Below are 25423 nucleotides of genomic sequence, written 5' to 3'. Positions count from 1 at the left end.
TCAGGCCGCGCGTTCTGCTTGGATTTCTTCCCATGCCGCGTTGATTTCCACCATGCGGTCGGTGGCCAGACGCACAGCTTCTTGCGGCACCCCGCGCGCGATCATGCGGTCGGGATGGGTTTCGCGCACAAGGTCGCGGTAGGCCACTTTGATCGCGGCCGTGTCCGTGTGCGGATCCACGCCAAGCACATCATAGGGGTCGGGTTTGGCGTCGGGAACATAACGGGCACGCAGGGCGCGGAACTTGCGTTCGCTGATCTCGAAAATCTGTGCCACGCGGGCGAGAAAGGCATCCTCGCTCGGGTGATATTGCCCATCCGCCATTGCGATGTGAAACAACCCGTCCATGAGGTCACACAGCGGCTCACACTCGTCACCATACATGGCTTTGACCCGCTTGGCGTAGTCTTCGAACCCCGCAACATCCTGACGGGCAAGGTTAAAAACACGGGCGGCGGCGGCTTCGTCTTCGGCGGCGATTTGGAACACTTCGCGAAAGGCGGTCACCTCGTCGCGGGTCACGGTTCCGTCCGCTTTGGCCATTTTCGCGCCAAGGCCAATCACCGCAATTGCAAACCCCACACGCCGGTCAGGGGCGGAGCGCAGCCGCGCAAAGACATCCCCAAGGCTTTCGCCCGCGGCCAGTGCCGAGATGGCATCCAATATGCGTGTCCAAAGTGACATAGGCGCACCATAGCCCCACCCGACGGACCTGTCAGGTCACAAAAGACGTTACAGGAATTTCTGCATGAACAGGGCATCCAGAAACCGGTCGAATTTGAAGCCCGATTGCGGAATGCGCCCCGCTTCTTTGTAGCCAAGAGCCACGTGAAAGGCGATGGAGTCGGCATTGTCGCCATCCACCACGGCGATCATCGACTTTAACCCCGCCTCGCGGGCGTGTTCCTCGATCGCAATCATCAAAATGCGGCCCCACCCTTTGCCTTGGGCTTTGTCACTGAGGTAAACCGAATGTTCCATCGTGAAACGGTAGCCGTTGTTTTCGGGGCGGAACTGATCGTAGGTGGCGTATCCGATCACCTCGCCATCGGCCTCGGCCACGTAAAAGGCCCGTCCGCGCGCGGCGCGGGCGTCGATCAAGGCCTCCCAGTCGGCGACACTGCGTTCAACAGAGGAAAACGTTGCGGTCGAGTTTGCGATGACGGGGGCCATGATGGCCTTGAGGGCGGCGGCGTCGGCTTTGGTGGCGTTGCGTAGGCTCATGTGATCCAGATCTCCCCTGATGGCGTCCCGATTTCGGCGTGCAGTGACGGCGTGCGGGCGTTCACTATTCGAACACTTTCCATCGCCGCCGCGAAAGGTTCAAGTGCTGCCGTGAGGGCATCACTTTGCGGGTGCGACAGCTTGAGACGGCGAAGCGCCAACCCGTGATAATCAAGCGCCGGCGCAGGGTGCGCGGATTGCCATTCGATCAACGCCGGAAAGCAGCCATCAAAGGGCAAGACCCCTGTTTCCGGCACCGCCATTTTCCACCTGTACGCGCCACGTTCGAACGCGACCACCTGCCCCGCGCCTGCGGGAGCGGCGGCCAACGCCGCGTCGAGATCATCGACATTGAGCACCCAGTTGCTCAACCGTGGTGCGCCGCTAAAGTTGTCCAAATCGAACCAACGCGGGTGCGCGGGGGCAATCGCCTGTGCATCGACCGCGATCACTTCGAGATAGGCCCCGCGATCCAGCGCCGTGAGGTGATTATGCGTCCCCATACAGGTGTGAACCCCGCGCGGCCCGAACGGGATATCGAGCAGGTTTTGCGCCCAAAGACGCCCGGTTTCGAGGTCGGTGGCCGAAATAACGAGATGATCGAGTGCGCAGTGCATAAACCTGACCTTTTTGCTATTGAAATAGCGGCCTCGCGCCCCATTTCAAACCAGAGACATAAATCAATAGAATGGGGAAAGAAAACGCAATGCTTCTAAGGCGCTTGGAGAAGTTTTTTGACGACGACGCATCGGGCGGGATCGTATTAATGGTGGCGGCTTTTGCCGCCATGCTCATCGCGAACTCGTCGCTCTTTCCGTTTTATGACGGAGTTTTGGGGTCGTATTTCGCCGTTACATTAAGTGGCTCCGGCGTCGAAAAACCTTTGATCTTGTGGATCAACGACGGCCTCATGGCTGTGTTCTTTTTGCTCGTCGGACTGGAACTCAAACGCGAATTGCTTGAGGGAAAGCTCAAAAACCCCTCCGATATTGTTTTGCCCGGAATGGCGGCGGTCGGCGGCATGCTTGTCCCTGCGCTGATCTACATCGCCTTTAACATCTCCACGCCCGAAACCATTGGCGGTTGGGCGATCCCTGCGGCGACCGACATTGCCTTTGCGCTTGGTGTTCTGGCGCTCGTCGGCGACCGTGTTCCGGCCTCGCTCAAGGTGTTCCTGCTCACCCTCGCGATCCTCGACGATCTCGGGGCCATTTTGATCATCGCGTTCTTTTACACGGCGAACCTGCATCTCGATTACTTGCTGCTTGCGACGATCCCGCTGTTTTTCATGTTCATGCTCAACCGCGCGGGCATTCACCGTATTGCGCCGATCATCCTGCTTGGGGTGGTGCTCTGGGTGCTTGTGTTGAAATCGGGGGTCCATGCCACGTTGGCCGGTGTGATCACCGCGTTCTTTGTGCCGCTCAAGGATAAATGGGGCAAATCCCCCTTGCACGCTTTGGAAAATGCGATGTCACCCTATGTGTTTTTCATGATTGTCCCGATCTTTGCCTTTGCCAACGCGGGTGTGGTTTTGACAGGGGTATCGGCCTCTGACTTCCTCAATCCGCTGCCCATCGGCATCGCGGGTGGCCTGTTCGCCGGCAAGATCATCGGCGTATTCGGTATGACCTATCTGTTGGTCAAGCTCGGTATTGCCAAGATGCCATATGGCGCCACTTGGGTGCATATCTTTGGCGTCGCAGCCCTCGCGGGCATCGGTTTTACCATGTCGCTGTTCATCGGCGGGCTGTCATTCGAGGACGCCTACCACATGAACGAGGTCCGCATCGGCGTGTTGTCCGGTTCGATCCTGTCGGCGATTGTCGGCTTTGCCGTCCTGAAACTCGCCCCACCGGCACAAACGGATAAGGTCGCCGCTGATAAGGTCGGGATTACAAAACCGCGCATCCAGGAGCCCGTCAACTAACCGGAGCGCCACACAGAGACGAGACGAAAAGGGCCGGACGCATCACGCATCCGGCCCTTTGCTATGTCACATTCGCGCGGAGGTCAGATCAGTTCAAGGATCTGACGCGCCGCTGCGGGGATGTTCGTGCCGGGACCAAAGATGGCTTTGACGCCCGCATTGTACAAGAACTCATAGTCCTGTTGCGGAATGACACCGCCACAAATCACGATGATGTCGTCGGCGCCCTCGGCCTTGAGCGCCGCGATCAGTTTGGGCGCGAGGGTCTTGTGTCCTGCCGCTTGCGACGAGATGCCGACGATATGCACATCATTGTCGATAGCGTCCTGGGCCGCTTCCTCGGGGGTTTGGAACAGCGGGCCGACGTCAACGTCAAACCCGATATCGGCAAAGGCCGTGGCGATCACTTTGGCCCCGCGATCATGGCCGTCCTGACCCATTTTCACCACCAACATGCGCGGACGGCGGCCGTTTTTCTCGGCAAACCCTTCGACATCTTTCTGGATCCGGGCAAAGCCCTCATCGCCCTCATAGGCCGCGCCATAAACCCCCGCGAGAGTTTTGACCTCGGCGCGGTGACGCCCGAATGTTTTCTCCATCGCCATCGAAATCTCCCCGACTGTGGCTCGTGCCCGCGCCGCCTCAACGGCCAATTCAAGCAGGTTACCCTCCCCCGACATGGCCGCCCGTTCAAGCGCACCAAGCGTCGCCTCAACGGCCCCCGCATCACGAGAGGCCCGAATGGTGGCGAGACGCGCCATCTGGCTTTCGCGCACGGCCACGTTGTCCACGTCAAGAATATCAATCGGATCTTCTTTGTCTTTGCGGTACTTGTTCACGCCGACAATGACCTCTTCGCCACGGTCGATCATCGCCTGACGTTTGGCCGCCGATTCCTCGATGCGCAGTTTTGGCATCCCTGAGTTCACGGCCTTGGTCATACCGCCGAGTGCCTCGACCTCTTCCATCAGCGCCCATGCTTTTTCGGCCAACTCGTTGGTGAGGCTCTCGACATAGTAGGATCCCGCGAGCGGATCGACGGTGCGGGTGATCTGGGTTTCCTCCTGAAGGATCAACTGGGTGTTGCGCGCGATGCGGGCGGAGAACTCCGTGGGCAGTGCGATGGCCTCGTCGAGCGCGTTGGTGTGCAGAGACTGCGTGCCGCCAAGTGCGGCCGACATCGCCTCGTAGGCGGTGCGGATCACGTTGTTGTAGGGATCCTGCTCTTGTAGGCTCACACCGGATGTCTGGCAGTGGGTGCGCAGCATTTTGGATTTTTCGAGCTTGGGTTCGAATTCCTCCATCACGCGGCTCCACAACAGACGCGCGGCCCGCAGCTTGCCGATTTCCATAAAGAAATCCATGCCGATGGCGAAAAAGAACGACAAACGCCCCGCAAATTTATCGACATCCATGCCCGCCTTGATCGCCGTGCGCACGTATTCGCGCCCATCCGCCAACGTGAACGCCAGCTCCTGAACAAGGTTCGCCCCCGCCTCTTGCATGTGGTAGCCCGAAATCGAGATCGAGTTGAATTTCGGCATCTCGTTGGCAGTGTATTCGATGATATCCGCGATGATTTTCATCGACGGCTCGGGCGGGTAGATATAGGTGTTGCGCACCATGAACTCTTTGAGGATGTCGTTCTGGATGGTCCCTGCGAGCACGGATTTGTCGTGACCTTGCTCCTCGCCCACCACGATGAAATTCGCGAGAATCGGGATCACGGCCCCGTTCATGGTCATCGACACCGAAACCTTATCAAGCGGGATACCGTCAAACAGGATTTTCATGTCCTCAACGCTGTCAATTGCGACGCCCGCCTTGCCGACGTCGCCCTCGACACGCGGGTGGTCACTGTCATACCCGCGGTGGGTGGCCAGATCGAAAGCCACCGAAACGCCCTGTTGGCCCGCGTCCAGTGCCTTGCGGTAGAACGCGTTGCTTTCCTCGGCGGTCGAGAAACCCGCGTATTGGCGGATGGTCCACGGACGCCCCGTATACATCGTTGCACGCGGCCCGCGCGTGAACGGTGCGACCCCGGGGGTATTGCCCAAATGGGTCAAGCCTTTGAGGTCGTCTTCGGCGTAGAGCGGTTTAACGGTGATGCCCTCAAGCGTTTCACGGCTCAAGCTGTCCAAGGGTTTGCCGCGCAGTTCTTTCTCCGCGAGCTCTTCCCAGAGTTTTCTATCGGTCATGTGCGGCTCCTATCTGTTGCATCTGATCCCGTTCATGGCCAATTCGCGGGGATGATCCTTGGTTTACGCCTCAAACGGCCCTATATGAAAGGGAACGGGAGGCGTGATGAAAAAAGCATTTATATCCGCAGTTTGTGCGCTGTGTCTGTCCGCACCACTGGCGAGCATGGCACAAGAGACACCACCACCAACGGCCACACCAATGGTGCTGTCGATTGCCCCTGCGGGCGATGTGGTGTTGGACGATTTTATGTGGCTCAATCGGGTGGTGGTGGTGTTCGCCGACAACCCGCGCGACCCTGCATTCCAACGCCAGTTGGAATTGCTCGCCGAGCGCCCCGAGGTTTTGGCCGAGCGCGATGTGATCGTGCTGACGGATGCCGACCCAAGTGCCAAATCTCCCGTGCGCACAACGCTGCGTCCACGGGGGTTTTCGCTTGTGATCGTCGACAAGGACAGCCGGGTGATGCTGCGCAAACCCGATCCGTGGGACGTGCGCGAAATCTCGCGGGCGATCGACAAAACACCCCTGCGCCAACAAGAGGTGCGTGAGGCCAATGAAAGCGCACGCAGCGGCGGGTAGCCCCGCGATATCTGCGACACCTGTCTCACCAGATTTTCCACCACGGTTTGCTCACGGGGGCGGCGGCCACACTGTCGAGTTCGAAAAACTCGGTCGCGCCCATTGCGTCATAGCGAAAGCCCGTAAGCGCGGCAAAGACGGCCACAGGCACCTCGAATGCCGTGGGCGCATCTTCGGCCAGATCGCGTTTGGCGGCAATCTCTTTGACGAAATACGGGGCCTGTGACGAGACCTGAAGATTGTCGGGATCTGTCTCGGAATTATGCGACACCATCCACGTCACCGCGCCGCCCGCATAGTGGCGCACCGTGCAATAGCCCGCCCCCTCATGGACATCGAACACGTCCAGATCGATCTGCCTGGACAGCTCGGCCAGAACACTCTCGAATTCACGGTACCCGACCCAAAGGGCGGACCCCGGATTGTACCAGATCAACGCAACCTCCCCGCCCTCGGCCAAGGAGAGCGGGCTCTCGTTGACCTCATCCGCGCGCACCGTGCGCCCGGCCTGTAACAGGCCAAGCGCGTGATCGACGTCACCGCGCGACAGGGACAGGATGGTCGCGTTGAATCCCACGTTATTCGAACTCCATAATGATCTCGTCCACCGCGAGGCTGTCGCCTGCGCCCGCGTTGATTTTGGTGATCACCCCTTTGCGCTCGGCGCGCAGGATGTTTTCCATTTTCATGGCTTCGATCGTGCAAAGGGACTGACCCTCCTGCACTTCGTCACCGACCTCGACGTCGACTTTGACGATCAAACCCGGCATGGGGCAGAGCAGCAATTTCGACGTGTCCGGTGGCAGCTTTTCGATCATGTGTCTGGACAATTCGGCCGCACGCGGCGAGCGCACGAACACCTTCATATCCGCGCCACGGTTGCGGATGCGAAAGCCGCCGGGCAATTTGCCGACCTTGAGCGTGAGCGGGCCACCCTCCATGTCGATCACCGCCAGACTGTCACCGGGGGTCCAGTTGCTTTCGCAGCGCAGTTTTCTGCCGTTCACCGTCACGTTGGAGCCGGATTTGTCGGCCTCGATATGCACGGGGAAATCACGCCCGTTGATTTGCACCACCCATTCGTCGGCCACCACACGTTCGTGGTTGTCCATCCGGCCCGACACGCGGGTGCGGCGGATTTCGGCAACGCGGTACATCGCGGCAGAGGCCGCCGCGACACGCTCCAGTTGCACATCGGGAAGGGTCACACCCTCGAAACCATCGGGGTATTCCTCCTCGATGAACGCCGTGGTGATGTCGCCGGAGATGAACCGCGGGTGATCCATCACGGCCGACAGGAACGGCAGGTTGTGGCCGATGCCCTCGACCTCGAACCCGTCAAGCGCGTTGCGCATGTTTTCAATCGCCGCCGCACGGGTTTTGCCCCATGTACACAGTTTTGCGATCATCGGATCGTAATACATCGAGATTTCACCGCCCTCATAGACGCCGGTATCATTGCGCACGATGTCGTCCTCGGTCGCAATCTCGGCAGGGGGGCGATATTTCTCAAGACGCCCGATGGAGGGCAGGAACCCGCGATAGGGATCTTCGGCATACAGACGGCTCTCGATGGCCCACCCGTTGATGCCAATGTCATCCTGGGTGATCGACAGTTTTTCACCGTAGGCCACGCGGATCATGTGCTCGACAAGGTCGATGCCCGTGATCAACTCGGAGACAGGGTGTTCCACCTGAAGGCGGGTGTTCATTTCGAGGAAGTAGAAATTGCGGTCGCCATCGACGATAAATTCCACAGTCCCCGCAGATGAGTAATTCACCGCTTTGGCGAGGGCCAAGGCCTCTTCGCCCATCGCCTTGCGCGTTGCCGCGTCAAGGAAGGGGCTTGGCGCTTCCTCAATAACTTTCTGGTTGCGGCGCTGAATGGAGCATTCGCGCTCGTTGACCCAGACGCCGTTGCCATGGCTGTCACACAGGACCTGAATTTCGATGTGGCGCGGCTGCGTGACGAATTTCTCGATGAAAATCCGGTCATCGCCAAAGGAACTCGCCGCCTCGTTTTTGGAGGCTTGGAAGCCTTCGCGGGCTTCAATGTCGCTCCACGCGATGCGCATGCCCTTACCGCCGCCGCCTGCGGAGGCTTTGATCATCACCGGATAACCGATCTCGTTGGAAATTTTCACCGCTTCGTCGGCATCGGCGATCTCGCCCATGTAGCCCGGAACGGTGCTCACACCTGCTTCGGCGGCGAGCTTTTTCGAGGTGATTTTATCTCCCATCGCCTCGATTGCGCCCGTGGGTGGCCCGATAAAGGCCACGCCCTCGGCGGCGAGGGCCTCGGCGAATTTGGAGTTCTCGGACAGGAACCCGTATCCGGGGTGGACCGCCTGAGCGCCGGTTTGGCGGACGGCGTCCATGATCTTGTCGATCACAATGTAGGATTGGTTGGAGGGGGGCGGGCCGATGTTAACGGCCTCATCGGCCATCTGCACGTGAAGCGCGTGTTTGTCGGCGTCCGAATAAACGGCGACCGTTTTGATCCCCATCTTCTTTGCCGTTTTGATGACACGGCAAGCAATCTCGCCACGGTTCGCAATCAAGATCTTGTCGAACATGTCCCGTCCCTCTCTCTTTACAGTCGTGTCGAAGGCGCGGGTAGCTCCTGCGCATCCGGATGCGCCGCGATAGGCGACGCGCCAATAGAAAAAGGTTCCCGAACGAGCGCGCTCGGGAACCTTTGGTGATACGATACAGGCGTGCGATGCGCAGGGCGCGCCGCCGCGAGATTACATGTCGTTGAGCAGTGCGCCGCCTGCGGCCCCGAGGGCTGCACCGGTGACACAACGGCCGTTGGAGACGATTTCGCCCGCGATACAGCCAAGACCCGCGCCGACAACGGCACGTTGAACGTCCTGGTTTTCCATGCAACCCGCGAGGGCTGTGGCGGACAGAAGGGTGAAGGCGAGAATTGTTTTGCGCATTTTGCTACTCTTTGTTGAGTTAAAGTTGCGCAAATGATGCGCCCAAGTGTGCGCAAAGCCAAGGCTTTTTTACATCCACACGCATCATAGGCAAGGATTGGCGCATGGCGGAAAAGTTGGCGAGGGCCGCACGGGGAAGGTACGGACCTCGCCAGAGGGGAAGGGTAACGGTTTTCAACACGTGCCGTCATGTTGCTGGACATGTCCGACACAAGACCAAGATGGGGATGTCCTCCGAACCGCACAAGCCCATGCCCATCACACCGCGGTAAACAGGCGGTGATCTGCGCAGGCCGTGGATATGCGAGCGGAGTTTTGCGCATCAGGTGTCCCAAATCTCGTCTTCTTTGAACCCGTCGGGGCCCTGGCCGCCCTCAAGCTCCATCACCTCGGCAAAAGTCACTTTGGCAATTTTTGGATTGATGACCAACATCGCCTCATAGGACGCAGGATCAAAATTCTCGGGATCGGCGGCGATCACCTCGCGGCCGAACAGCCACGACAAACGGCCCGCATCGAGATTGCCCCGCTCGAACGGCTCCTCGCCAAAGTAGATCCACAGGCTTTCCATGAACGCCGTATCGGCGCGGCGGTCCACGGCCTTGCGGTCTTTGTAACGCTCGAGCGCCTTGAGCGGTGTCACCCCTTTGGGGTTTGCACGGCGAATGGTGAACTGGAAATCGGACCCGGGAAGGCGTCCCGGAAATCCACGGTATTTGAGCATGTAGTCGCGAGCCATCAAAGAGCCTCCTGATCGGGACGGCGGGCGATACAGTCGATCTCGACCAAGGCACCCACCGCCAAAGCGGTAACGCCCACAGTGGTCCGCGCGGGCAAACGGTCCGCGGGGAAATAACTCTTATACGTGGCGTTGAACACAGCGTAATCACGCTCGAATTCGGTCAGAAAGCAGCGGCATTGCACGACGTGGCTCAAATCAAGACCCAGTTCGCCCAAAATCAGCGCAAGGTTGTCCATCACACGGGCGGTTTGCGCCGCAATCCCGTCCGGCAAGGGCGCATCAGGCGCGTTCGGGTCGGTCGGCATCTGGCCGGTCAGGATCACCCACCCGTCGTCCTCGACCGCGTGGGAGAACGGCGCGACAGGGCGCGGACCATTGCCAAAAAGGTGGAATTTCGGAGCCATTAGAACGCCTCCCATGCGCAGGTGTCGCGCTCTAAACGGTACATTTCAAACACCTCCGCAACATCGGGGTTGGGCGTGCCAAACTCGGTGGGGCTTGCCGCAAGCGAGATCACGATCATTTCGGGTTTCGGGTCTGTGAGATGCGGCACAGCGTAGCGTGCGCATAGATAGGCCAGATCGGCCTCCATATCCTCGTAACTCATGGCCGCCAGTCGCGCCGGCAGCTCAGGGGCCAGAAACCGGAACCGCGCCGTTTGCCCCATGTCGACCTGATCCGACAGGCTTTCAAAGAATGCGACCGGCTGTCCCGATGGCACGGAAATTGCCGCATCCGCAGTGGGCAACTCGGCCTGAGCCGCCGCCGTCGACGCCAGTAGACACAGGGTCAAAACGACATTACGCATCTGCGGCTCCTTTCGGCGTTGCGAACCTGACCCACCGTCCGCGCCGCACGGGATCGGACAACACATCGGCCACGATGGTCTCGCAACGTGCCTTGGGAAAGGCCCCCGCGACCCCGCCACCGGCGGTCACTTCGAGATCGTCGCCTATGACACGCACCACCACGGCGGGCTGAAACCCGCGCAGCGATTGCAATGCCCGCCACATATCCTGCCGCACTTGGCGGGCAATCCGCCCACGGCGTAGCCCCGCCCCGCCCGCAATCACGGACGTGGCCGCAAAATCAAAGCGGGCGGGAAGCCGGCGCGCCAAAGTCAGCGTGTCGCCCTGCGTCTGGATATGCCAATTGCTACGTGTCATCTGCGCCCCACGACATCCCTTAGAGCGGGATGTTGTCGTGTTTTTTCCACGGGTTTTCGAGCTTTTTGTGCCGCAAAGACGCAAAGGCCCGCGCCACACGTTTCCGGGTTGAACGCGGTTGGATCACCTCGTCGATGAAGCCACGTTCGGCGGCGACGAACGGATTGGCAAAACGGTCCTCGTAATCCGCCGTGTGCTGCGCGATTTTATCGGCATCGCCAAGGTCGGCCCGGTGGATGATCTCGGTCGCGCCCTTGGCCCCCATCACCGCGATCTGTGCGGTGGGCCATGCGTAGTTGAAATCCCCGCGCAGGTGCTTGGACGACATCACGTCATAGGCGCCGCCGTAAGCCTTGCGCGTGATCACCGTCACTTTCGGCACGGTCGCCTCGCCATAGGCAAAGAGCAATTTGGCGCCGTGTTTGATGACACCGCCGTATTCCTGAGACGTTCCAGGCAAGAAACCGGGGACATCGACAAGGGTCAGCACGGGGATGTTGAACGCATCCGAGAACCGCACGAACCGTGCCGCTTTTTTGGAACTGTCGATATCGAGACAGCCGGCAAGCACCATCGGTTGGTTGGCCACAACGCCGACCGTTTGGCCCTCAAGGCGGATAAAGCCCGTGATGATGTTTTTGGCGTGGTCTTCCTGAATTTCGTAGAAATCCCCCTCGTCCGCGATTTTATGGATCACTTCCTTCATATCGTAAGGCGTGTTGGGATTGTCGGGGATGATGGTGTTGAGGCTCTCCTCGATGCGCGCCGGATCGTCAAAGAATGGACGGGTCGGCACGGTATCGCGGTTGTTGAGCGGCAGGAAATCGACAAGGCGGCGCACTTCGGTCAAGGCCTCGATGTCGTTTTCGAACGCACCATCCGCCACGGAGGATTTTTTGGTGTGGGTTGAGGCCCCGCCCAATTCCTCGGCCGTCACGACCTCGTTGGTGACGGTTTTCACCACATCGGGACCGGTCACGAACATATAGGATGTGTCTTTGACCATAAAGATAAAGTCGGTCATGGCGGGCGAATAGACCGCGCCACCGGCACACGGCCCCATGATCACGGAAATCTGTGGCACCACGCCCGAGGCCATGATGTTGCGTTGGAACACCTCGGCGTAACCGGCAAGGCTGTCGACACCTTCCTGAATGCGCGCCCCGCCCGAGTCGTTGAGGCCGATCACAGGAGCGCCGTTTTGCATCGCCATATCCATGATCTTGCAAATTTTCTGCGCATGGGTTTCCGACAGGGAGCCCCCGAACACGGTGAAGTCCTGGGAAAACACATAGACCATCCGGCCATTGATCGTCCCCCACCCCGTGATCACACCATCGCCTGCGGGCTTGCTTTGTTCCATGCCGAACTCGACGCAGCGGTGGGTTTTGAACATGTCGAACTCTTCGAACGAGCCCTCATCAAGCAGCAACTCGATCCGCTCGCGGGCGGTCAGCTTGCCTTTGGCATGTTGCGCATCAATGCGACGCTGTCCTCCGCCCAAACGGGCGTCATCACGGCGGTCATGCAGTTCTTTGATAATATCTTTCACGGGTGGCCTCCTCGTCAATTCGCCTGCACCTTAGCTGTGGAATGTGTCGCCTCAAAGAAGAGTCTGGCAGATTTGCAAAGGATGCAACAAGACCTTACCGCGAAATGCAAAACTGCAAATTGCGGCAGATCAAAAATCCGCCCTGCACGTAAAATTCTCCTGCACTCCCACATGTGCGATTTTGCATCAAGATTGGCATGGACAGGGCGCACCCGCCGCCTATTCTCGGCCAATGACACAAACTCGCGCACGCTTTCTCGACCGGACCACCCCACCCCACATCATGACGTTGGTAATGATGGCGGGGCTTCAGGCCATGGTTCTGAACATGTATCTGCCCGCCCTGCCGCGCATGGCCGAGCATTTCGGGACAACCTATGGCCTTGTCCAACTGTCGGTTGCGGTCTTCATGGGCGCGAATGCGGTGCTTCAAATCTTCATCGGGCCAATCTCTGACCGCTATGGGCGCCGCCCTGTATTGCTGATCGGGATCGCACTGTTTCTGGCCGCGACGCTCGGCGCCATTTACGCACCGACCCTGGAGATATTCCTCTTCATGCGCGCCGGCCAGGCCGCAATTGTAACCGCGATGGTGCTGTCACGCGCCATTGTGCGCGACATCGCCCCGCCTGACGAGGCAGGGTCCATGCTCGCCTATGTCACGATGGGCATGGCACTGGTCCCGATGATTGCCCCCACCGTTGGCGGCATTCTGACCAATCACTATGGATGGGAATCCTCGTTCTGGGCGCTCTTTGCTGTCGGGCTTGTCCTGTTTGCCGTGGTCTGGTTCGACCTTAAGGAAACCGCGCCAAAGTCCGAAGTGTCCCTGCTCAGCCAATGGCATAACTTCCCCGAACTGCTCAGGTCGAAACGCTTTGTCGGCTATACCGTCTCCGTAACCTGCGCCGCGGGGGCCTTTTACGCCTATATCGGCGGCGCGGCCTATGTCGGCACCTCCCGTTTCGGCCTGTCCGAAGCCGCACTCGGTGCCTACATGGGCACCCCCGCGCTTGGCTATTTCTTTGGCAACTTCATTGCGGGCCGGTATTCACGCCGCGTCGGCATCAACCGCATGATCCTCGCGGGGGGCCTTGTCGCGACCGCAGGCATCGCAGGGGCGCTTGTGCTCTCCGCCTTTGGTCACAGCTCGGTCAATATCTTTTTCGGGGCGATGGTATTTTTGGGCTTGGGCAACGGCATGCAACTTCCCAATGCTTTGGCGGGGACCCTGATGGTGCGTCCGCAACTGGCAGGCACCGCTGCGGGGCTTGCCGGCTCCATCATGATCGCCGGCGGGGCGTCGATCTCGGCCTTTGCCGGCACGCTACTGGGCGGCCCCTCCGGCGAAGTGCCGCTGCTGTTCCTGATGACCCTCATGTCGCTCGCCGCCATTGTCGCGATTCTGAGCGTCATGGCCCGCGAACGGCGCCTCGGGCTTGCGTGACGTCATCGGCTGCGATAATTTGCAAACCGAAGGTCGCAACCGAGCAAACCTGCAAAAGCCCAGAGGCGACCGATCTTCGGGAGGCAGATCATGGCACAGCAAAAACTCTACGCCGGCGCAAAGCTGCGCGAAACGCGCACGCGGCTCGGGCTCACCCAACGGGCCTTTGCCGAAAAGCTTGGCGTGTCCCTGCCCTATCTCAACCAGATGGAAAACAACAACCGTCCCGTCTCCACGGGCGTGGTTCTGGCCCTTGCCCAGGAGTTCGGATTCGACGTCACCGAGCTGTCGACAGGGGACGCCGAGCGCCTTGTCACCGACATGCGCGAAGCCCTCGCCGATCCGGTGTTTGCCGATGGCGCGCCGCCACTGGCCGATTTGCGGCTTGCCGCCTCGAATGCGCCCGCATTGGCGCGGTCCTTTCTGGAACTGCACCGCGCCTACCGCCAGACCAACGAACGCCTCGCCTCGATGGACGAAGCATTCGACCGCGACGACCGCCCCACCCGCGCATCGCCATGGGAGGAGGTGCGCGACTTTTTCCACTACTGCGACAACTACATCGATGCCGTCGACCGCGCGGCGGAAAATTTTGCCCGCCCCGGCGACGATCCGCGCGATGTCGCGACCCTGGCCACCGAAGCCTTGGCCAAACATGCGATCACCGTGCGCTACGCCTCCGATGATTTGCGCCGCTACGACCCCGATACAGGGCGGTTGACGATTTCGTCCCGCGCCGCCCGTTCGACACAAACCTTTCAGGTGCTGCACCAACTGGCTCTGGTCACGCAGTCCCAATTGCTTGACGCAACGCTTGATCTGGCGCGATTCCATTCCGAGGACAGCCGCCAAATTGCCCGTATCGGTCTGGCCAATTATTTCGCAGGCGCGGCCCTCATGCCCTACAGCGCGTTCCTGAAAGCGGCCAAAGAGACGCGTCACGATCTGGAAATGCTCGCCGAACAGTTCGGCGCGTCGATCGAACAGGTGGCGCACCGCCTGTCCACCCTGCAGCGCCCCGGCGCCAAAGGCATTCCGTTCTTTTTTGTCCGCGTCGATCAGGCGGGGACCATCACCAAACGCCACTCCTCCACACGGCTGCAATTTGCCCGCTACGGCGGGGCCTGTCCGCTTTGGAACGTCCATCAGGCGTTCGAGCGCCCGGGGCATTTCCTGCGGCAACTGGCCGAGACCCCCGACGGGGTGCGCTATCTGTCGATTGCCCGCGATGTCGCCAAATCGGGCGGCAGCTTTCACGCGCCTGTGCGCCGCTACGCCATCGGATTGGGGTGTGAGGTCACCCATGCCTCGGACATGGTCTATGCCGACGATCTCGATGTGACCAAGCCGGCCGCCTTTGAACCCATCGGGATCTCGTGCCGCATCTGTGAGCGGCGCAACTGCCATCAACGCTCTGTGCCGCCACTGGAGCGCCGTCTGAGCATTGATCCCGACCGGCGCGGCACCCTGCCCTATCAGATCGAATGAGTTGCACAGTCAGGCCAAAATGCACCCCCGCCGAAACGCGAAAAGCCGCCCCGAAAGGAGCGGCTTTTTCGTCGAACGCCACCACACTTCTGTGGGACGTAAGTGGCGCGGTTGACGGGACTCGAACCCGCGACCCCCGGCGTGACAGGCCGGTACTCTAACCAACTGAGCTACAACCGCGCATTTTGTCTTACGACGTGCCTTTTCAGGCGATTTCGGGCAGCGATGGCGCGGTTGACGGGACTCGAACCCGCGACCCCCGGCGTGACAGGCCGGTACTCTAACCAACTGAGCTACAACCGCTCGCTACCCGCCCAGAACACTGTCCTGAACGTGAGGGGCGTTCTATGTCTGGGACGCGGGCGCGTCAAGCGGACAATGGGCGATTGGCAGAAAAAAAACCTGCCACTTGAACGAAGGTCGCGACAGACGCCCGAACCACCCTGTTTTTCAAGCCTCCGGCGACACATCAAAAGCACAGCGCCAAGGGGGTGATATCGGTCCGATTGCCCGAAATGCCCCCTGTCACACCCAACCCGCCGCGAACATGAGGCGGTTACGGGGCGGGCGCAGGGACCTCCGACAACGCCCTCCTCTCCAAATACCGGCGCGTCACATTACGGTTAGTGTTGATAAACCAGATATATTAAGCGAATTTGCGAGAGGACACTCTAAAGTTTGCACTCCGGCGCTCTAAAGACAGGATACCCACCCATCATGACCTCTTCTCGCATTACGCCCGTCATTTTGTGTGGCGGCTCCGGAACGCGGCTTTGGCCTCTGTCGCGCAAGAGCTACCCGAAACAATTTGTTCCGCTCCTCGATGAACAGACCCTGTTTCAGGCCTCTGCGATGCGGTTGTGCGGCACCGTCGGCGGGCTTCGGTTTGCGGCCCCTGCGGTTATGACGGGATCGGATTTCCGGTTTATCGTGACCGAGCAACTGGCCGAAATCGGAATTGATCCGGGCGCGATTTTGATTGAACCCGAGGGGCGCAACACCGCACCGGCCATTCTGGCGGCGGCACTGTATTTGTCCGACACCGACCCCGAGGCAATCATGCTTGTCGCGCCCTCCGACCACGTGGTCCCCGACACGGCTGCGTTCCATACCGCCGTGGAGAAAGGCCTCTCGGCGATCGAGAACGGTAAACTTGTGACCTTTGGCATCAAGCCGACCCATGCAGAAACCGCCTATGGCTATCTCGAACTGACCACACTGCCAGATCCGTCCGGAGCGGCAATTGATCTCAAAAAGTTCGTCGAAAAACCCGACGCTGCACATGCCCGGGAGATGGTGGACGCGGGGACGTTCATGTGGAACGCAGGGATCTTTTTGTTCAAAGCCAAAGACATCATCGCGGCCTTCGCGCAATACGCCCCCGGTTTGAGCGCCCCCGTGGCCGCCGCCGTCGAGGGCGCGCAGACGGATTTGGGTTTTTTGCGTCTGGAGCCCGCCGCATGGGCGCAGGCCGAAGACATTTCCATCGACTATGCCGTGATGGAACGGGCCTCGAACCTTGCGGTTGTGCCGTTTGAGGGCGGGTGGTCCGACCTTGGCGGGTGGGATGCGGTCTGGCGCGAGGCCGGCCCCGATCAAAACGGCGTTGTGACCTCTGGCGGGGCGACCGCGATTGAATGCACCGACAGCCTGTTGCGCTCGGACAGCGAGCATCTTGAAATCGTCGGGATCGGCCTGAAAAACATCATGGCGGTTGCGATGAACGATGCGGTTCTCGTGGCGGATATGTCGCGCGCCCAAGACGTCAAATTCGCCGTGGCCGCGCTCAAATCCAAAGGCGCGGTTCAGGCCACGACGTTCCCCAAAGATCACCGCCCTTGGGGATGGTTTGAAAGCCTTGTGGTGGGCGGACGGTTTCAGGTCAAACGCATCCATGTGCATCCGGGGGCCGCGCTGAGTTTGCAAAGCCACGTTCATCGCTCCGAGCACTGGATTGTCGTCGAAGGCACCGCCCGTGTGACGGTGGATGATGAGGTCAGGCTCGTGACGGAAAACCAATCTGTCTACATCCCGCTTGGCGCGGTTCACAGGATGGAAAACCCCGGGAAGGTTCCGATGGTCCTGATCGAAGTCCAGACAGGCTCATATGTCGGCGAGGACGACATTATCCGCTACGAGGACCTCTATGCCCGCAGCCAAGGCCCCAAGGGGTAAAGGCGCAAAACGGCCCCTTTTCCGGAGGGGGCCGCGTGCATTCCAAAGGCAGACATCGGGCCTGCGGCACGTTACGTGCGCACACGCATAGCCGCGTGATCAAAGATAAAAGCCGCACTATCGTCGAAATCAAGCGCGATATCCGCGCCGACACGGGTCGCATCCTGTCCGAACACGCGCACGGTGAACGGCTCCCCCTGATCGGAGTTGACCAACAAATTCGTATCGCCACCGAGCCATTCGACATGGGCCACTGTGCCTTTGATCCGGCCGTTTTTCACGATGCGCAAATGCTCGGGCCGCACACCGAGCGTTCCGTTTTCAGGCACCTCTACCGGACCCTTTTTGAAAAAGTTCATGGCCGGAGAGCCCAGAAACCCTGCGACAAACTGGTTCGCGGGGTTGTTGTAAAGCTCCATCGGGCTGCCGACCTGTTCGATGCGGCCATCGCGCAGCACCACGATTTTATCGGCAAGCGTCATGGCTTCGGTCTGGTCGTGGGTCACATAGATCATCGACGCGCTCAATTTGCGGTGTAATTCGGCAATCTCGATGCGTGTGTTCATCCGCAGGGCCGCATCAAGGTTGGACAGCGGCTCATCGAACAAAAACAGCTTTGGATCGCGCACGATGGCGCGCCCGATGGCCACCCGTTGGCGTTGCCCACCCGACAGGTCGGACGGCCTGCGATCGACATAGGCCGACAAATCCAGCATCTGCACCGCCTTATTCACGCGCTCGTCGATCACGGCGGCGGGCTGTTTTTCCTGTTTGAGGCCAAGCGTCATGTTATCGCGCACGCTCAGGTGCGGATAGAGCGCGTAGGACTGGAACACCATCGCGATGCCACGCTTGGCGGGCGGCACGATGTTGACGACCTCATCGCCAATGGCCACCGTTCCCTTGGTGGCATCCTCAAGACCCGCAATCACCCGCAACAGGGTGGATTTGCCACAGCCAGAGGGGCCGACAAAAACGACAAATTCGCCGTTTTCCACCGTCAGGTTGATGTCTTTGAGCACTTCAAATTCGCCGAAGGATTTGCAAACGTTGGTGAGTTGTAGTGCGGTCATGGGGTGTCTCCTAGGGATACGGGGTGGCCCGTGCGGATGCTTTCATCGGCAGCAAGGCAAATACGTAAAGATTGCACGGCATCGGTCATATGCCGCGTCAGATCGTGATCGGTTGCAATTGCGGCGAGGGTAAACGCCTGTTCGGCATCGCAAAGGGCCTGATGGTCGGGCTCGTCGGGGAGGGCCACACGGCGATCCCCCGAAGGGCGATGCACAACGATAGCCCCGACTTTGGTATGGCCCTCGACGTCATCGGTGGCCCCGCGTTCCGCGTCCTTGATCGATACGGATCCGCCCGGCGACACCACGTCTTTTACAAAGCTCGCAGTCTCCGACATCATCGGCCCCCACCCTGCCTCGTACCACCCGACCGATCCGTCCTTGAACCAGACCTGCAGCTGTCCGTAATTGTACATATCGGGCGCAATCTCATCGCTCAGGCGCAGCCCCATAGCGCTCACGCGGGTCGGGGCGGCATCGGTGATCTGGCACATGACATCGACATAATGCACACCACAATCCACGAGGGGCGAGGTGGTTTGCATCAGGGACTTATGGGTGGCCCATGTCGCCCCTTGCGACTGTTGATTGAGGTTCATGCGAAACACATATGGCCCGCCAAGATCACGGGCCTCCGCGATCAGCCGTTGCCAACTCGGGTGGTGGCGCAGGATATACCCCACCACCAGTTTTGAGCCCAACCGCTGTGCCGTGGCCACGACCCGCTCGGCGTCGGCCACCGTGGTGGCCAGAGGCTTTTCAACGAACACATGCGCGCCGGCCTCCATCGCCGCGATTGCATACTCGGCATGGGTGTCGGAATAGGTCGCAATACAGACCAGATCCGGTTCGAGCGCGAGCGCCTCCCCCAAGGTTGCAAAGCGTGGATAGCCTGACAACGCCTCCGGCAAGGTCACCTCGGAGCGATTGACCAGACCGACGATCTCGGCATCGGGGTGGGCGTGATAGGCCAACGCATGACTGCGCCCCATAGTGCCAAGTCCCGCAACAACGACCCTCATTTCACCGCTCCGGAGGTGATCCCGCGGATCAACTGGCGTGAGAACACAACATAAAGCGCCATCACCGGAAGGATCGCCAAAGTCAGCGCCGACAGCACCGCGTTCCAGTCGGTCACGAATTGACCGATGAACACCTGACTGCCCAAGGTCAGCGTTTTCACCTCTTCTGCGGGCGCAAGGATCAACGGGAACCACAGGTCATTCCAGATCGGGATCATGTTGAACACCGCCACCGTTGCCATTGCGGGGCGCACCAATGGCAACACGAGGCTAAAGAAAATCCGGTATTCGGACAGACCGTCAATGCGGCCCGCATTTTTCAAATCATCACTGACCTGACGCATGAATTCGGACAGGATGAACACCGCCAACGGCAACCCCTGCGCCGTATAAACAAGGATCAGCGCCCACAGCGTGTTGACCAGACCCGTTTGCACCATCAGCTCCAGAATCGCGACTGTACCGATGCGGATCGGGATCATAATCCCGAGCGCCAGATACAGCCCCATAAGTGTGTTGCCTTTGAACCGGTACTCGGCGAGCGCAAAGGCGGCCATCGACCCGAACAGCAAGATAAAGAACAGCGACCCGACCGTGACTGTCATCGAGTTTTGAAAGTAGAGAAAGAAATCGCCCTGTTTGAGGACGGTCTCATAGCCGATCAGCGAAAAACTATCCGCATCAGGTAGCGCAAGCGGCTCACGGAAAATCGCTTTGCGGGTTTTGAAACTGTTGATCACAATCACGATCACGGGAAAGAGCGCGACCAACGTATAGGCGATCAAGGCCCCGTGTGCGGCCAGAATATTGAAACGGTTTTGGCGTGCGGCGTTCATCGGGCGCTCCTCAGAACTGATAGCGGCGCATGCGTGACTGGATACCAAAGAGGTACAGGCACACACCGACAAGGATGATGGCAAACATGGCGGAGGCGATGGTCGAGCCCATGTGCGGGTCGCCAAGTTGAAGTTGGAACCCGAAGAAGGTGCGATACATGAACGTGCCAAGGATATCGGTCGCGAAGTCCGGCCCTGCGAGCGCCCCTTGGGCGGCGTAAATCAGATCGAAGGCGTTAAAGTTGGCCACGAACGTCAGGATGGAAATAATCCCGATGGAGGGCAGGATCAGCGGCAGTTTGATTTTCCAGAACGCCGACAGTCCGGTGATGCCCTCGACCTCGGCGGCCTCCAGAATCTCGTCCGGAATCGACAGCAATGCGGCGTAGATCAACATCATCGGAATGCCGACGAATTGCCAGACAGAGACAAGCGACAGGGCCGTGAGGGCATAGGCCTCTTTGCCGAGCCACGGCGCATACAGCGCCTTGAGCCCCACCGCGTCAAGCATCCCGGGGGCAATGCCCCAAATCGGCGACAGGATCAGTTTCCATGCAAACCCGACGATCACGAAACTCAGGATTGTGGGGATGAAAATGGCCGAGCGGTAAAAACTGGCAAAGCGCAATTTGGGATGGCTCAGGATCGCGGCGAGCGCGATACCGATCGGGTTTTGCACCAACATATGGATCACAAAGAACCAAAAGTTATTGCCAAGCGCGTTCCAGAACTGGGTCGACCAAACCGTCTCGCCAAACAGGGTGCGAAAGTTCTGAAGGCCGACAAAAACACGGGTCTGATCAACCTGTGTAAACAGCGACAAGCGCAGGGTGTTGAACAGCGGGTAAATCATGACAGCGGTGTAGACCAACACTGCGGGAGCGAGAAATACGACGATATGCCATCTGAATTTCGGTTTTCCGTGATGATCTGCCATGAAAAAATCCTGTTGTGGATCGGCGCCGATGTGAGGTCAGACGCGTCAATGTGCGATGTCGCAAAACTGCAATCGAGGCCCGCGCGCGGGACATGTCCAGCGCGCGGGCGGGTGGTGTCAGGTCCGCTTACTGTTGCGGCGCATACCAGCTTGCAAGCCCGTCCTGAAGGCGCTGTCCGGCCTCTTCGGGAGTTTCCGTGCCTTTGATTGCGGCAACCGATGCGTTCCATGTCTCGTTCTCGAGGTTCGGCGTCCCGCGCGAGAGAACCTGATAGGTGGAGCGGATCGAGCTTTCGCATTCGCCGCGCCACGAGATGAACTCCTGGGCAAGCGGATCGTCAAGCGTGACGGCTGCGTTCGACAGCGGGAAGAACCCGGGCAAGGCGTTGGCGAAAATCGTCGCGAATTCCGACGAACCGACCCAGTTCAAAAAGACCGTTGCGGCCTCCGCGTTCGGTGTGTTCGCGTTCATGCCGATGCCGATATCGGTGTGATCCGAGATGTAGCATGTGTCGCCCGCGTTTTGCACGGGGGGATAGAACGCACCCATTTCAAAATCGGCCAGATCGTTAAAGCCGGCGATTTCCCATGACCCTGCGGGGTAGATTGCCGCACGCCCCAAGGTGAAGATGTTCTGGCTGTCGGGGTAGGTTTGAGCCTCGTAGCCGTCGCCCAGATACGGCGCCCATTTCGCCAGTTGACGGTAAGGCGCAACCCATGCTTCGTCGGTGAGTTTTTGCGCGCCCGACAACAGGGCAAGACGGCCTTCTTCGCCCTTCCAGTAGTTTGGACCAATGTTGTTGTAGCCCATCGTGGCGGCTTCCCACTGGTCATTCGTGCCCATAGCCATCGGGATATAATTGCCGTCTTCCTTGATCTTGTCCAACGCGGCAAAGAACTCGGCTTCGGTTTTCGGCACGTCAATGCCCACTTCGGCAAAGGCGTCCTTGTTGTAGATAAAGCCGTGGATCACCGAGGCCATTGGCACACAGTACTGCGCCGAACCGTCATCCGTGCTCCACCCCGACTTGGCCACGTCGGAGTAGTTTTTCATGCCTTCGATATCGCTGATATTGGCCAGATGGCCCGCCTCATACAGCGCCAGAGAGGCGTCGAAGGGGCGACATGTGATGATATCACCGGCCGAACCGGCATCCAGCTTGGAATTCAGCACCGCGTTGTATTCCGCAGGGGCCGAAGGCGTGAATTTCAGCTTGATCCCGGGGTTGGCCTCTTCAAAGGCGGGGATGATTTTGTCCTGCCAGATGGCAAGATCATCATTGCGCCAGCTCTCGATCGTCAGCGTCACATCCTGTGCCGCTGCGGCACCTGCGATGGCGGTTGTCGCCAACATGGCACCGATCAATTTCAGTTTATTCATGGTCTTCTCCCTTTTGTTATCGTTCAAATCTACAGGTCTGCGAGTGATTGCAGACAAGGTCCAAGGCACCCGTTGTGGGTGTCGAGCAAGGTCCGCGCCACATCAGGCGCACTGCCCGCCGCGACAAGGATGGCAAGTTTGGTATGGCCCCCGACCTGCGCGAGTGCCGCTTCGGCAACCGACAGGGGAACGCCCGCAATCTGTGCGACGATATTGGCCGAACGCGCCACGAGCTTGGCGTTGTCGGCGACGACATTCACCATCAGCCCGCGATAGACATGGCCAAGCCCCACCCCCATCAGCGACGACATCATGTTGAGCGCCGATTTTTGCGCCGTTCCGGCCCCCAGACGGGTGGAGCCGGCAATCACTTCGGGCGGGGTCTGCAGGCAAATCGCCACATCCGCCGCCAGAAGCAAAGGCGTGTTCGGGTTGTTTGCGATGGCAATCACGGTCGCACCGCGCGCCTTGGCCCCGGTGGCGAGCGTCACCGCATAGGGCGTCGTGCCGCTTGCGCTCAACACAATCACCGCATCTCCGGCATGGACACTCTGCGCCAATCGGGCCGCCTCGGACGTGTCATCCTCGGTATCGCCGGGCATACGCGCATCGACAGGAATACCGCCCGCCATATGCACACGGATCACATCGGGTGACACCCCGAAGGTCCCCGGCAACTCACAGGCATCCGCCAAGGCCATAAGACCCGAACTGCCCGCCGCGCCATACACCACCGAATGACCGGACCGAATGGCGGCGACCATCGCCTGGGCGCCGCGGATGATGTCATCCGAAGCCGCCTCGACGGCCGCCAACGCGGACTGCTGCCCCCTGAGGAGGAACAGGGCAGCATCCCGCGCCGAGCGCGCATCAATCGGCGCGTGCTCCGGCAGTGCTTCTGTGGTCGGCAATGGCATACGAATCTCCCCCTCGCCCACATTAATACCTTTTAGATACCTCTTGTCTACCAATTTATTTGGGGTCTATATTTTTGCGGAAAAACCCATATATTCACGCAAATAGGAATGAAATAGGTCTATCTTTATGCAAATAGGTATCGTAAAGGTATTACATGAATGATTCATCGCACCACTTGCTCATTGCTGTTGACGGGGGCGGCACAGGATGCCGCGCAGCCATCGGAACCCCTGCGCGAGGCGTGATTGCACGCGCCGATGCGGGGCGGGCAAATGTCGCCTCCGATCCGGACCTGGCCATTCAGAACGTGATCGAGGCCATTGAAAAAGCGGCGCAAAGCGCAGGTATCGCACCCGACGCCCTGCCCCGCGCAACCGCGCATCTTGGCCTTGCGGGGGTTATGACCCCTCACGACAGCGCCCGCGTTGCGGCCGCGCTGCCCTATCGCCGCGTGGTTGTCACGGATGACCGCCCAACCGCCGTGGCGGGAGCGCTTGGGGATCAAAACGGCGCCCTGCTGTCCATCGGAACCGGATCCATCATCGCCGCCCGTGCGGCAGGCCGCTTCCGCTTTGTCGGCAGTTGGGGGTTTCATGTCTCCGATCAGGGATCGGGCGCATGGCTCGGGCGGGCCGCGTTGATACAGGTCTTGCTCTGCCATGACGGCATCGAGGCCCATAGCCCCCTGACGCGGCATATCTTGGCGCAATTCGGTGACGACCCCAATGCCATCGTGGCGTTCAGCATGTCGGCCAAGGCGGGCGACTATGCCACGCTTGCCCCCGAAATCGTGGCGCAAGCCCACGCCGGCGATCCGTGGGGGCGCACCATCATGGCCACAGGCGCAACATATCTGGCACGCGGCCTCGCACAGGTCGGATTCGTCCCCGGCGAGACGCTCTGTCTCACGGGCGGTGTCGGACCACATTACGCCGAATACCTGCCCCCCGAATTGCTTGTCGGGCTCGCCCCCGCGCGCGGCAACGCGCTCGACGGCGCGTTCCACCTTGCCTTGCTGAATGCGACCACCACAGCGGAGACAGCGCCATGATGATGTCCGAATTTTTAGCCCCCGCGAACTGGCTCAAACGCAATGGCGGGCCACGCTATGTTCAATTGCACCGGCGGTTGAACGAGGGCATTGATCAAGGCCTGTTCAAGGCGGGAAGCTCCCTGCCGCCCGAGCGCGAAATTGCCGCGATCACGGATATGTCGCGCGTCACCGTGCGCAAAGCCATTCAGGCCCTGGCTGATGACGGTATTGTGGTTCAAAAACAGGGCTCGGGATCCTTTGTGGCGTCATCCGCACCGCAAATCGAACAATCGCTGTCCCGGCTCACCTCGTTTAGCGAGGACATGGCGCGGCGCGGCATGGTGTCCTCCAGTGTCTGGTTGGAGCGCGGCGTTTTCATGCCCTCCCCCGATGAGGTGATGGTCCTCGCCCTGTCCCCCGAGGCGTCCGTGTCGCGGATCTCGCGGCTGCGGACCGCAGACAACAAACCGATGGCCATTGAACGCGCCTCGCTGTCGACACAGATTTTGCCCAACCCGTTGTTGGTCAAAACCTCGCTTTACGACGTGCTTGATCAGGCGGGATTGCGCCCTGTGCGCGCCTTACAGAAAATTTCAGCGATCAACCTCGAGGACCAGGATGCAGCCCTGTTGGAGGTCGCGACGGGGATGGCGGGACTGCGGATCGAGCGGACCTCCTACCTTCCCGACGGGCGCGTCGCCGAATTCACCAAATCGATCTATCGCGGAGACGCCTACAACTTTGTAGCCGAACTTCGCCTGACCAAAGAGTAGGAC

Annotated in this window: 25 protein-coding genes and 2 tRNA genes; 7 read left to right on the top strand and 20 right to left on the bottom strand. The window is 59.8% G+C overall.

Translation table 11 applies throughout. The features are described 5' to 3' along the window. From ACN0Q0_RS08715 to ACN0Q0_RS08705, 3 genes are read right to left on the bottom strand one after another with little or no spacing between them, the layout of a single operon-like run. Complete coding sequence (locus ACN0Q0_RS08715; protein ID WP_417243000.1) at positions 1–684, bottom strand: TerB family tellurite resistance protein; 684 nt, start codon at positions 682–684, stop codon at positions 1–3. Positions 685–732: 48 nt separating this feature from the next. Further along, on the bottom strand, positions 733–1224 hold the full coding sequence (locus ACN0Q0_RS08710; RefSeq protein ID WP_417242999.1) for a GNAT family N-acetyltransferase: 492 nt from the start codon (positions 1222–1224) through the stop codon (positions 733–735). Further along, a complete protein-coding gene (locus ACN0Q0_RS08705) occupies positions 1221–1841 on the bottom strand; it encodes a VOC family protein (protein WP_417242998.1) in 621 nt (206 codons plus the stop codon). Before ACN0Q0_RS08705 ends, ACN0Q0_RS08710 begins: the two co-directional genes overlap by 4 nt. Positions 1842–1930: 89 nt before the next feature. Between ACN0Q0_RS08705 and nhaA the strand changes: the two genes are divergently transcribed. Further along, complete coding sequence (gene nhaA / locus ACN0Q0_RS08700) at positions 1931–3154, top strand: Na+/H+ antiporter NhaA (protein WP_417242997.1); 1224 nt, start codon at positions 1931–1933, stop codon at positions 3152–3154. Between the two features lie 83 nt (positions 3155–3237). Here the strand turns inward: nhaA and scpA are convergent, their stop codons facing one another. After that, the gene (gene scpA / locus ACN0Q0_RS08695) at positions 3238–5352 is read right to left on the bottom strand and encodes a methylmalonyl-CoA mutase (protein ID WP_417242996.1); all 2115 of its coding nucleotides are present in this window, start codon (positions 5350–5352) and stop codon (positions 3238–3240) included. 106 nt (positions 5353–5458) lie between these two features. Here scpA and ACN0Q0_RS08690 point away from each other — a divergent pair, with 106 nt between their 5' ends. Next, positions 5459–5935: a DUF4174 domain-containing protein gene (locus ACN0Q0_RS08690; RefSeq protein ID WP_417242995.1), complete on the top strand. Its 477-nt coding sequence runs from the start codon at positions 5459–5461 to the stop codon at positions 5933–5935. Between the two features lie 25 nt (positions 5936–5960). Here the strand turns inward: ACN0Q0_RS08690 and ACN0Q0_RS08685 are convergent, their stop codons facing one another. The 8 genes from ACN0Q0_RS08685 to ACN0Q0_RS08650 form a co-directional block, all read right to left on the bottom strand. Then, a complete protein-coding gene (locus tag ACN0Q0_RS08685; RefSeq protein ID WP_417242994.1) occupies positions 5961–6512 on the bottom strand; it encodes a hypothetical protein in 552 nt (183 codons plus the stop codon). Position 6513: 1 nt separating this feature from the next. Continuing rightward, on the bottom strand, positions 6514–8511 hold the full coding sequence (locus ACN0Q0_RS08680) for an acetyl-CoA carboxylase biotin carboxylase subunit (protein WP_417242993.1): 1998 nt from the start codon (positions 8509–8511) through the stop codon (positions 6514–6516). Positions 8512–8682: 171 nt separating this feature from the next. Continuing rightward, positions 8683–8877: a hypothetical protein gene (locus tag ACN0Q0_RS08675; protein ID WP_417242992.1), complete on the bottom strand. Its 195-nt coding sequence runs from the start codon at positions 8875–8877 to the stop codon at positions 8683–8685. 322 nt (positions 8878–9199) lie between these two features. Continuing rightward, entirely contained in the window at positions 9200–9601 is a 402-nt protein-coding gene (locus ACN0Q0_RS08670; protein ID WP_417243273.1) for a hypothetical protein, read from the bottom strand. Positions 9602–9615: 14 nt separating this feature from the next. Continuing rightward, positions 9616–10023: a RidA family protein gene (locus tag ACN0Q0_RS08665; RefSeq protein ID WP_417242991.1), complete on the bottom strand. Its 408-nt coding sequence runs from the start codon at positions 10021–10023 to the stop codon at positions 9616–9618. Beyond that, positions 10023–10427 carry a DUF6497 family protein gene (locus tag ACN0Q0_RS08660; RefSeq protein ID WP_417242990.1) on the bottom strand — a complete coding sequence of 135 codons (405 nt, stop codon included), beginning with the start codon at positions 10425–10427 and terminating at the stop codon, positions 10023–10025. Before ACN0Q0_RS08660 ends, ACN0Q0_RS08665 begins: the two co-directional genes overlap by 1 nt. Continuing rightward, the gene (locus tag ACN0Q0_RS08655) at positions 10420–10785 is read right to left on the bottom strand and encodes a hypothetical protein (protein ID WP_417242989.1); all 366 of its coding nucleotides are present in this window, start codon (positions 10783–10785) and stop codon (positions 10420–10422) included. The genes ACN0Q0_RS08660 and ACN0Q0_RS08655 overlap by 8 nt, the downstream gene beginning before the upstream one ends. Positions 10786–10804: 19 nt before the next feature. Next, a complete protein-coding gene (locus ACN0Q0_RS08650; RefSeq protein ID WP_417242988.1) occupies positions 10805–12337 on the bottom strand; it encodes an acyl-CoA carboxylase subunit beta in 1533 nt (510 codons plus the stop codon). 232 nt (positions 12338–12569) lie between these two features. Between ACN0Q0_RS08650 and ACN0Q0_RS08645 the strand changes: the two genes are divergently transcribed. Both ACN0Q0_RS08645 and ACN0Q0_RS08640 read left to right on the top strand, forming a co-directional pair. Continuing rightward, on the top strand, positions 12570–13784 hold the full coding sequence (locus tag ACN0Q0_RS08645) for a multidrug effflux MFS transporter (protein ID WP_417242987.1): 1215 nt from the start codon (positions 12570–12572) through the stop codon (positions 13782–13784). 90 nt (positions 13785–13874) lie between these two features. After that, positions 13875–15272 carry a helix-turn-helix domain-containing protein gene (locus ACN0Q0_RS08640; protein ID WP_417242986.1) on the top strand — a complete coding sequence of 466 codons (1398 nt, stop codon included), beginning with the start codon at positions 13875–13877 and terminating at the stop codon, positions 15270–15272. Between the two features lie 103 nt (positions 15273–15375). Here ACN0Q0_RS08640 and ACN0Q0_RS08635 read toward each other — a convergent pair. Next, positions 15376–15452 (bottom strand) — tRNA-Asp (locus ACN0Q0_RS08635). 46 nt (positions 15453–15498) lie between these two features. After that, positions 15499–15575, bottom strand: a tRNA-Asp gene (locus tag ACN0Q0_RS08630). A gap of 414 nt (positions 15576–15989) precedes the next feature. Here ACN0Q0_RS08630 and ACN0Q0_RS08625 point away from each other — a divergent pair. After that, positions 15990–17447 (top strand): mannose-1-phosphate guanylyltransferase/mannose-6-phosphate isomerase, encoded by a 1458-nt coding sequence (locus ACN0Q0_RS08625; protein ID WP_417242985.1) that lies wholly within the window; start codon positions 15990–15992, stop codon positions 17445–17447. A 71-nt stretch (positions 17448–17518) separates the two neighbouring features. On the opposite strand, the gene ACN0Q0_RS08620 is transcribed toward ACN0Q0_RS08625, so the two are convergent. The 6 genes from ACN0Q0_RS08620 to ACN0Q0_RS08595 all read right to left on the bottom strand — a co-directional run bounded on the left by ACN0Q0_RS08620 (position 17519) and on the right by ACN0Q0_RS08595 (position 23613). Further along, on the bottom strand, positions 17519–18520 hold the full coding sequence (locus tag ACN0Q0_RS08620; protein ID WP_417242984.1) for an ABC transporter ATP-binding protein: 1002 nt from the start codon (positions 18518–18520) through the stop codon (positions 17519–17521). Beyond that, complete coding sequence (locus ACN0Q0_RS08615) at positions 18517–19542, bottom strand: Gfo/Idh/MocA family protein (RefSeq protein WP_417242983.1); 1026 nt, start codon at positions 19540–19542, stop codon at positions 18517–18519. Before ACN0Q0_RS08615 ends, ACN0Q0_RS08620 begins: the two co-directional genes overlap by 4 nt. Then, positions 19539–20378: a carbohydrate ABC transporter permease gene (locus tag ACN0Q0_RS08610; protein ID WP_417242982.1), complete on the bottom strand. Its 840-nt coding sequence runs from the start codon at positions 20376–20378 to the stop codon at positions 19539–19541. The genes ACN0Q0_RS08615 and ACN0Q0_RS08610 overlap by 4 nt, the downstream gene beginning before the upstream one ends. A 10-nt stretch (positions 20379–20388) precedes the next feature. Then, positions 20389–21315 (bottom strand): carbohydrate ABC transporter permease, encoded by a 927-nt coding sequence (locus ACN0Q0_RS08605; RefSeq protein WP_417242981.1) that lies wholly within the window; start codon positions 21313–21315, stop codon positions 20389–20391. Between the two features lie 127 nt (positions 21316–21442). Beyond that, complete coding sequence (locus ACN0Q0_RS08600; RefSeq protein ID WP_417242980.1) at positions 21443–22696, bottom strand: ABC transporter substrate-binding protein; 1254 nt, start codon at positions 22694–22696, stop codon at positions 21443–21445. Positions 22697–22725: 29 nt separating this feature from the next. After that, entirely contained in the window at positions 22726–23613 is an 888-nt protein-coding gene (locus ACN0Q0_RS08595; RefSeq protein ID WP_417242979.1) for an N-acetylmuramic acid 6-phosphate etherase, read from the bottom strand. 155 nt (positions 23614–23768) lie between these two features. On the opposite strand from ACN0Q0_RS08595, the gene ACN0Q0_RS08590 reads away from it, so the two are divergent. Both ACN0Q0_RS08590 and ACN0Q0_RS08585 read left to right on the top strand, forming a co-directional pair. Then, positions 23769–24665 carry a BadF/BadG/BcrA/BcrD ATPase family protein gene (locus tag ACN0Q0_RS08590; RefSeq protein ID WP_417242978.1) on the top strand — a complete coding sequence of 299 codons (897 nt, stop codon included), beginning with the start codon at positions 23769–23771 and terminating at the stop codon, positions 24663–24665. Then, positions 24662–25420 (top strand): GntR family transcriptional regulator, encoded by a 759-nt coding sequence (locus ACN0Q0_RS08585; protein WP_417242977.1) that lies wholly within the window; start codon positions 24662–24664, stop codon positions 25418–25420. The genes ACN0Q0_RS08590 and ACN0Q0_RS08585 overlap by 4 nt, the downstream gene beginning before the upstream one ends. Positions 25421–25423 lie beyond the last annotated feature (3 nt).

The sequence above is a fragment of the Celeribacter sp. genome, from assembly GCF_048259695.1.
Lineage (GTDB): Bacteria > Pseudomonadota > Alphaproteobacteria > Rhodobacterales > Rhodobacteraceae > Celeribacter.
The sequence above is the reverse complement of the archived record's forward strand: the minus strand, read 5'-3'. Positions and strand labels throughout refer to the sequence as shown.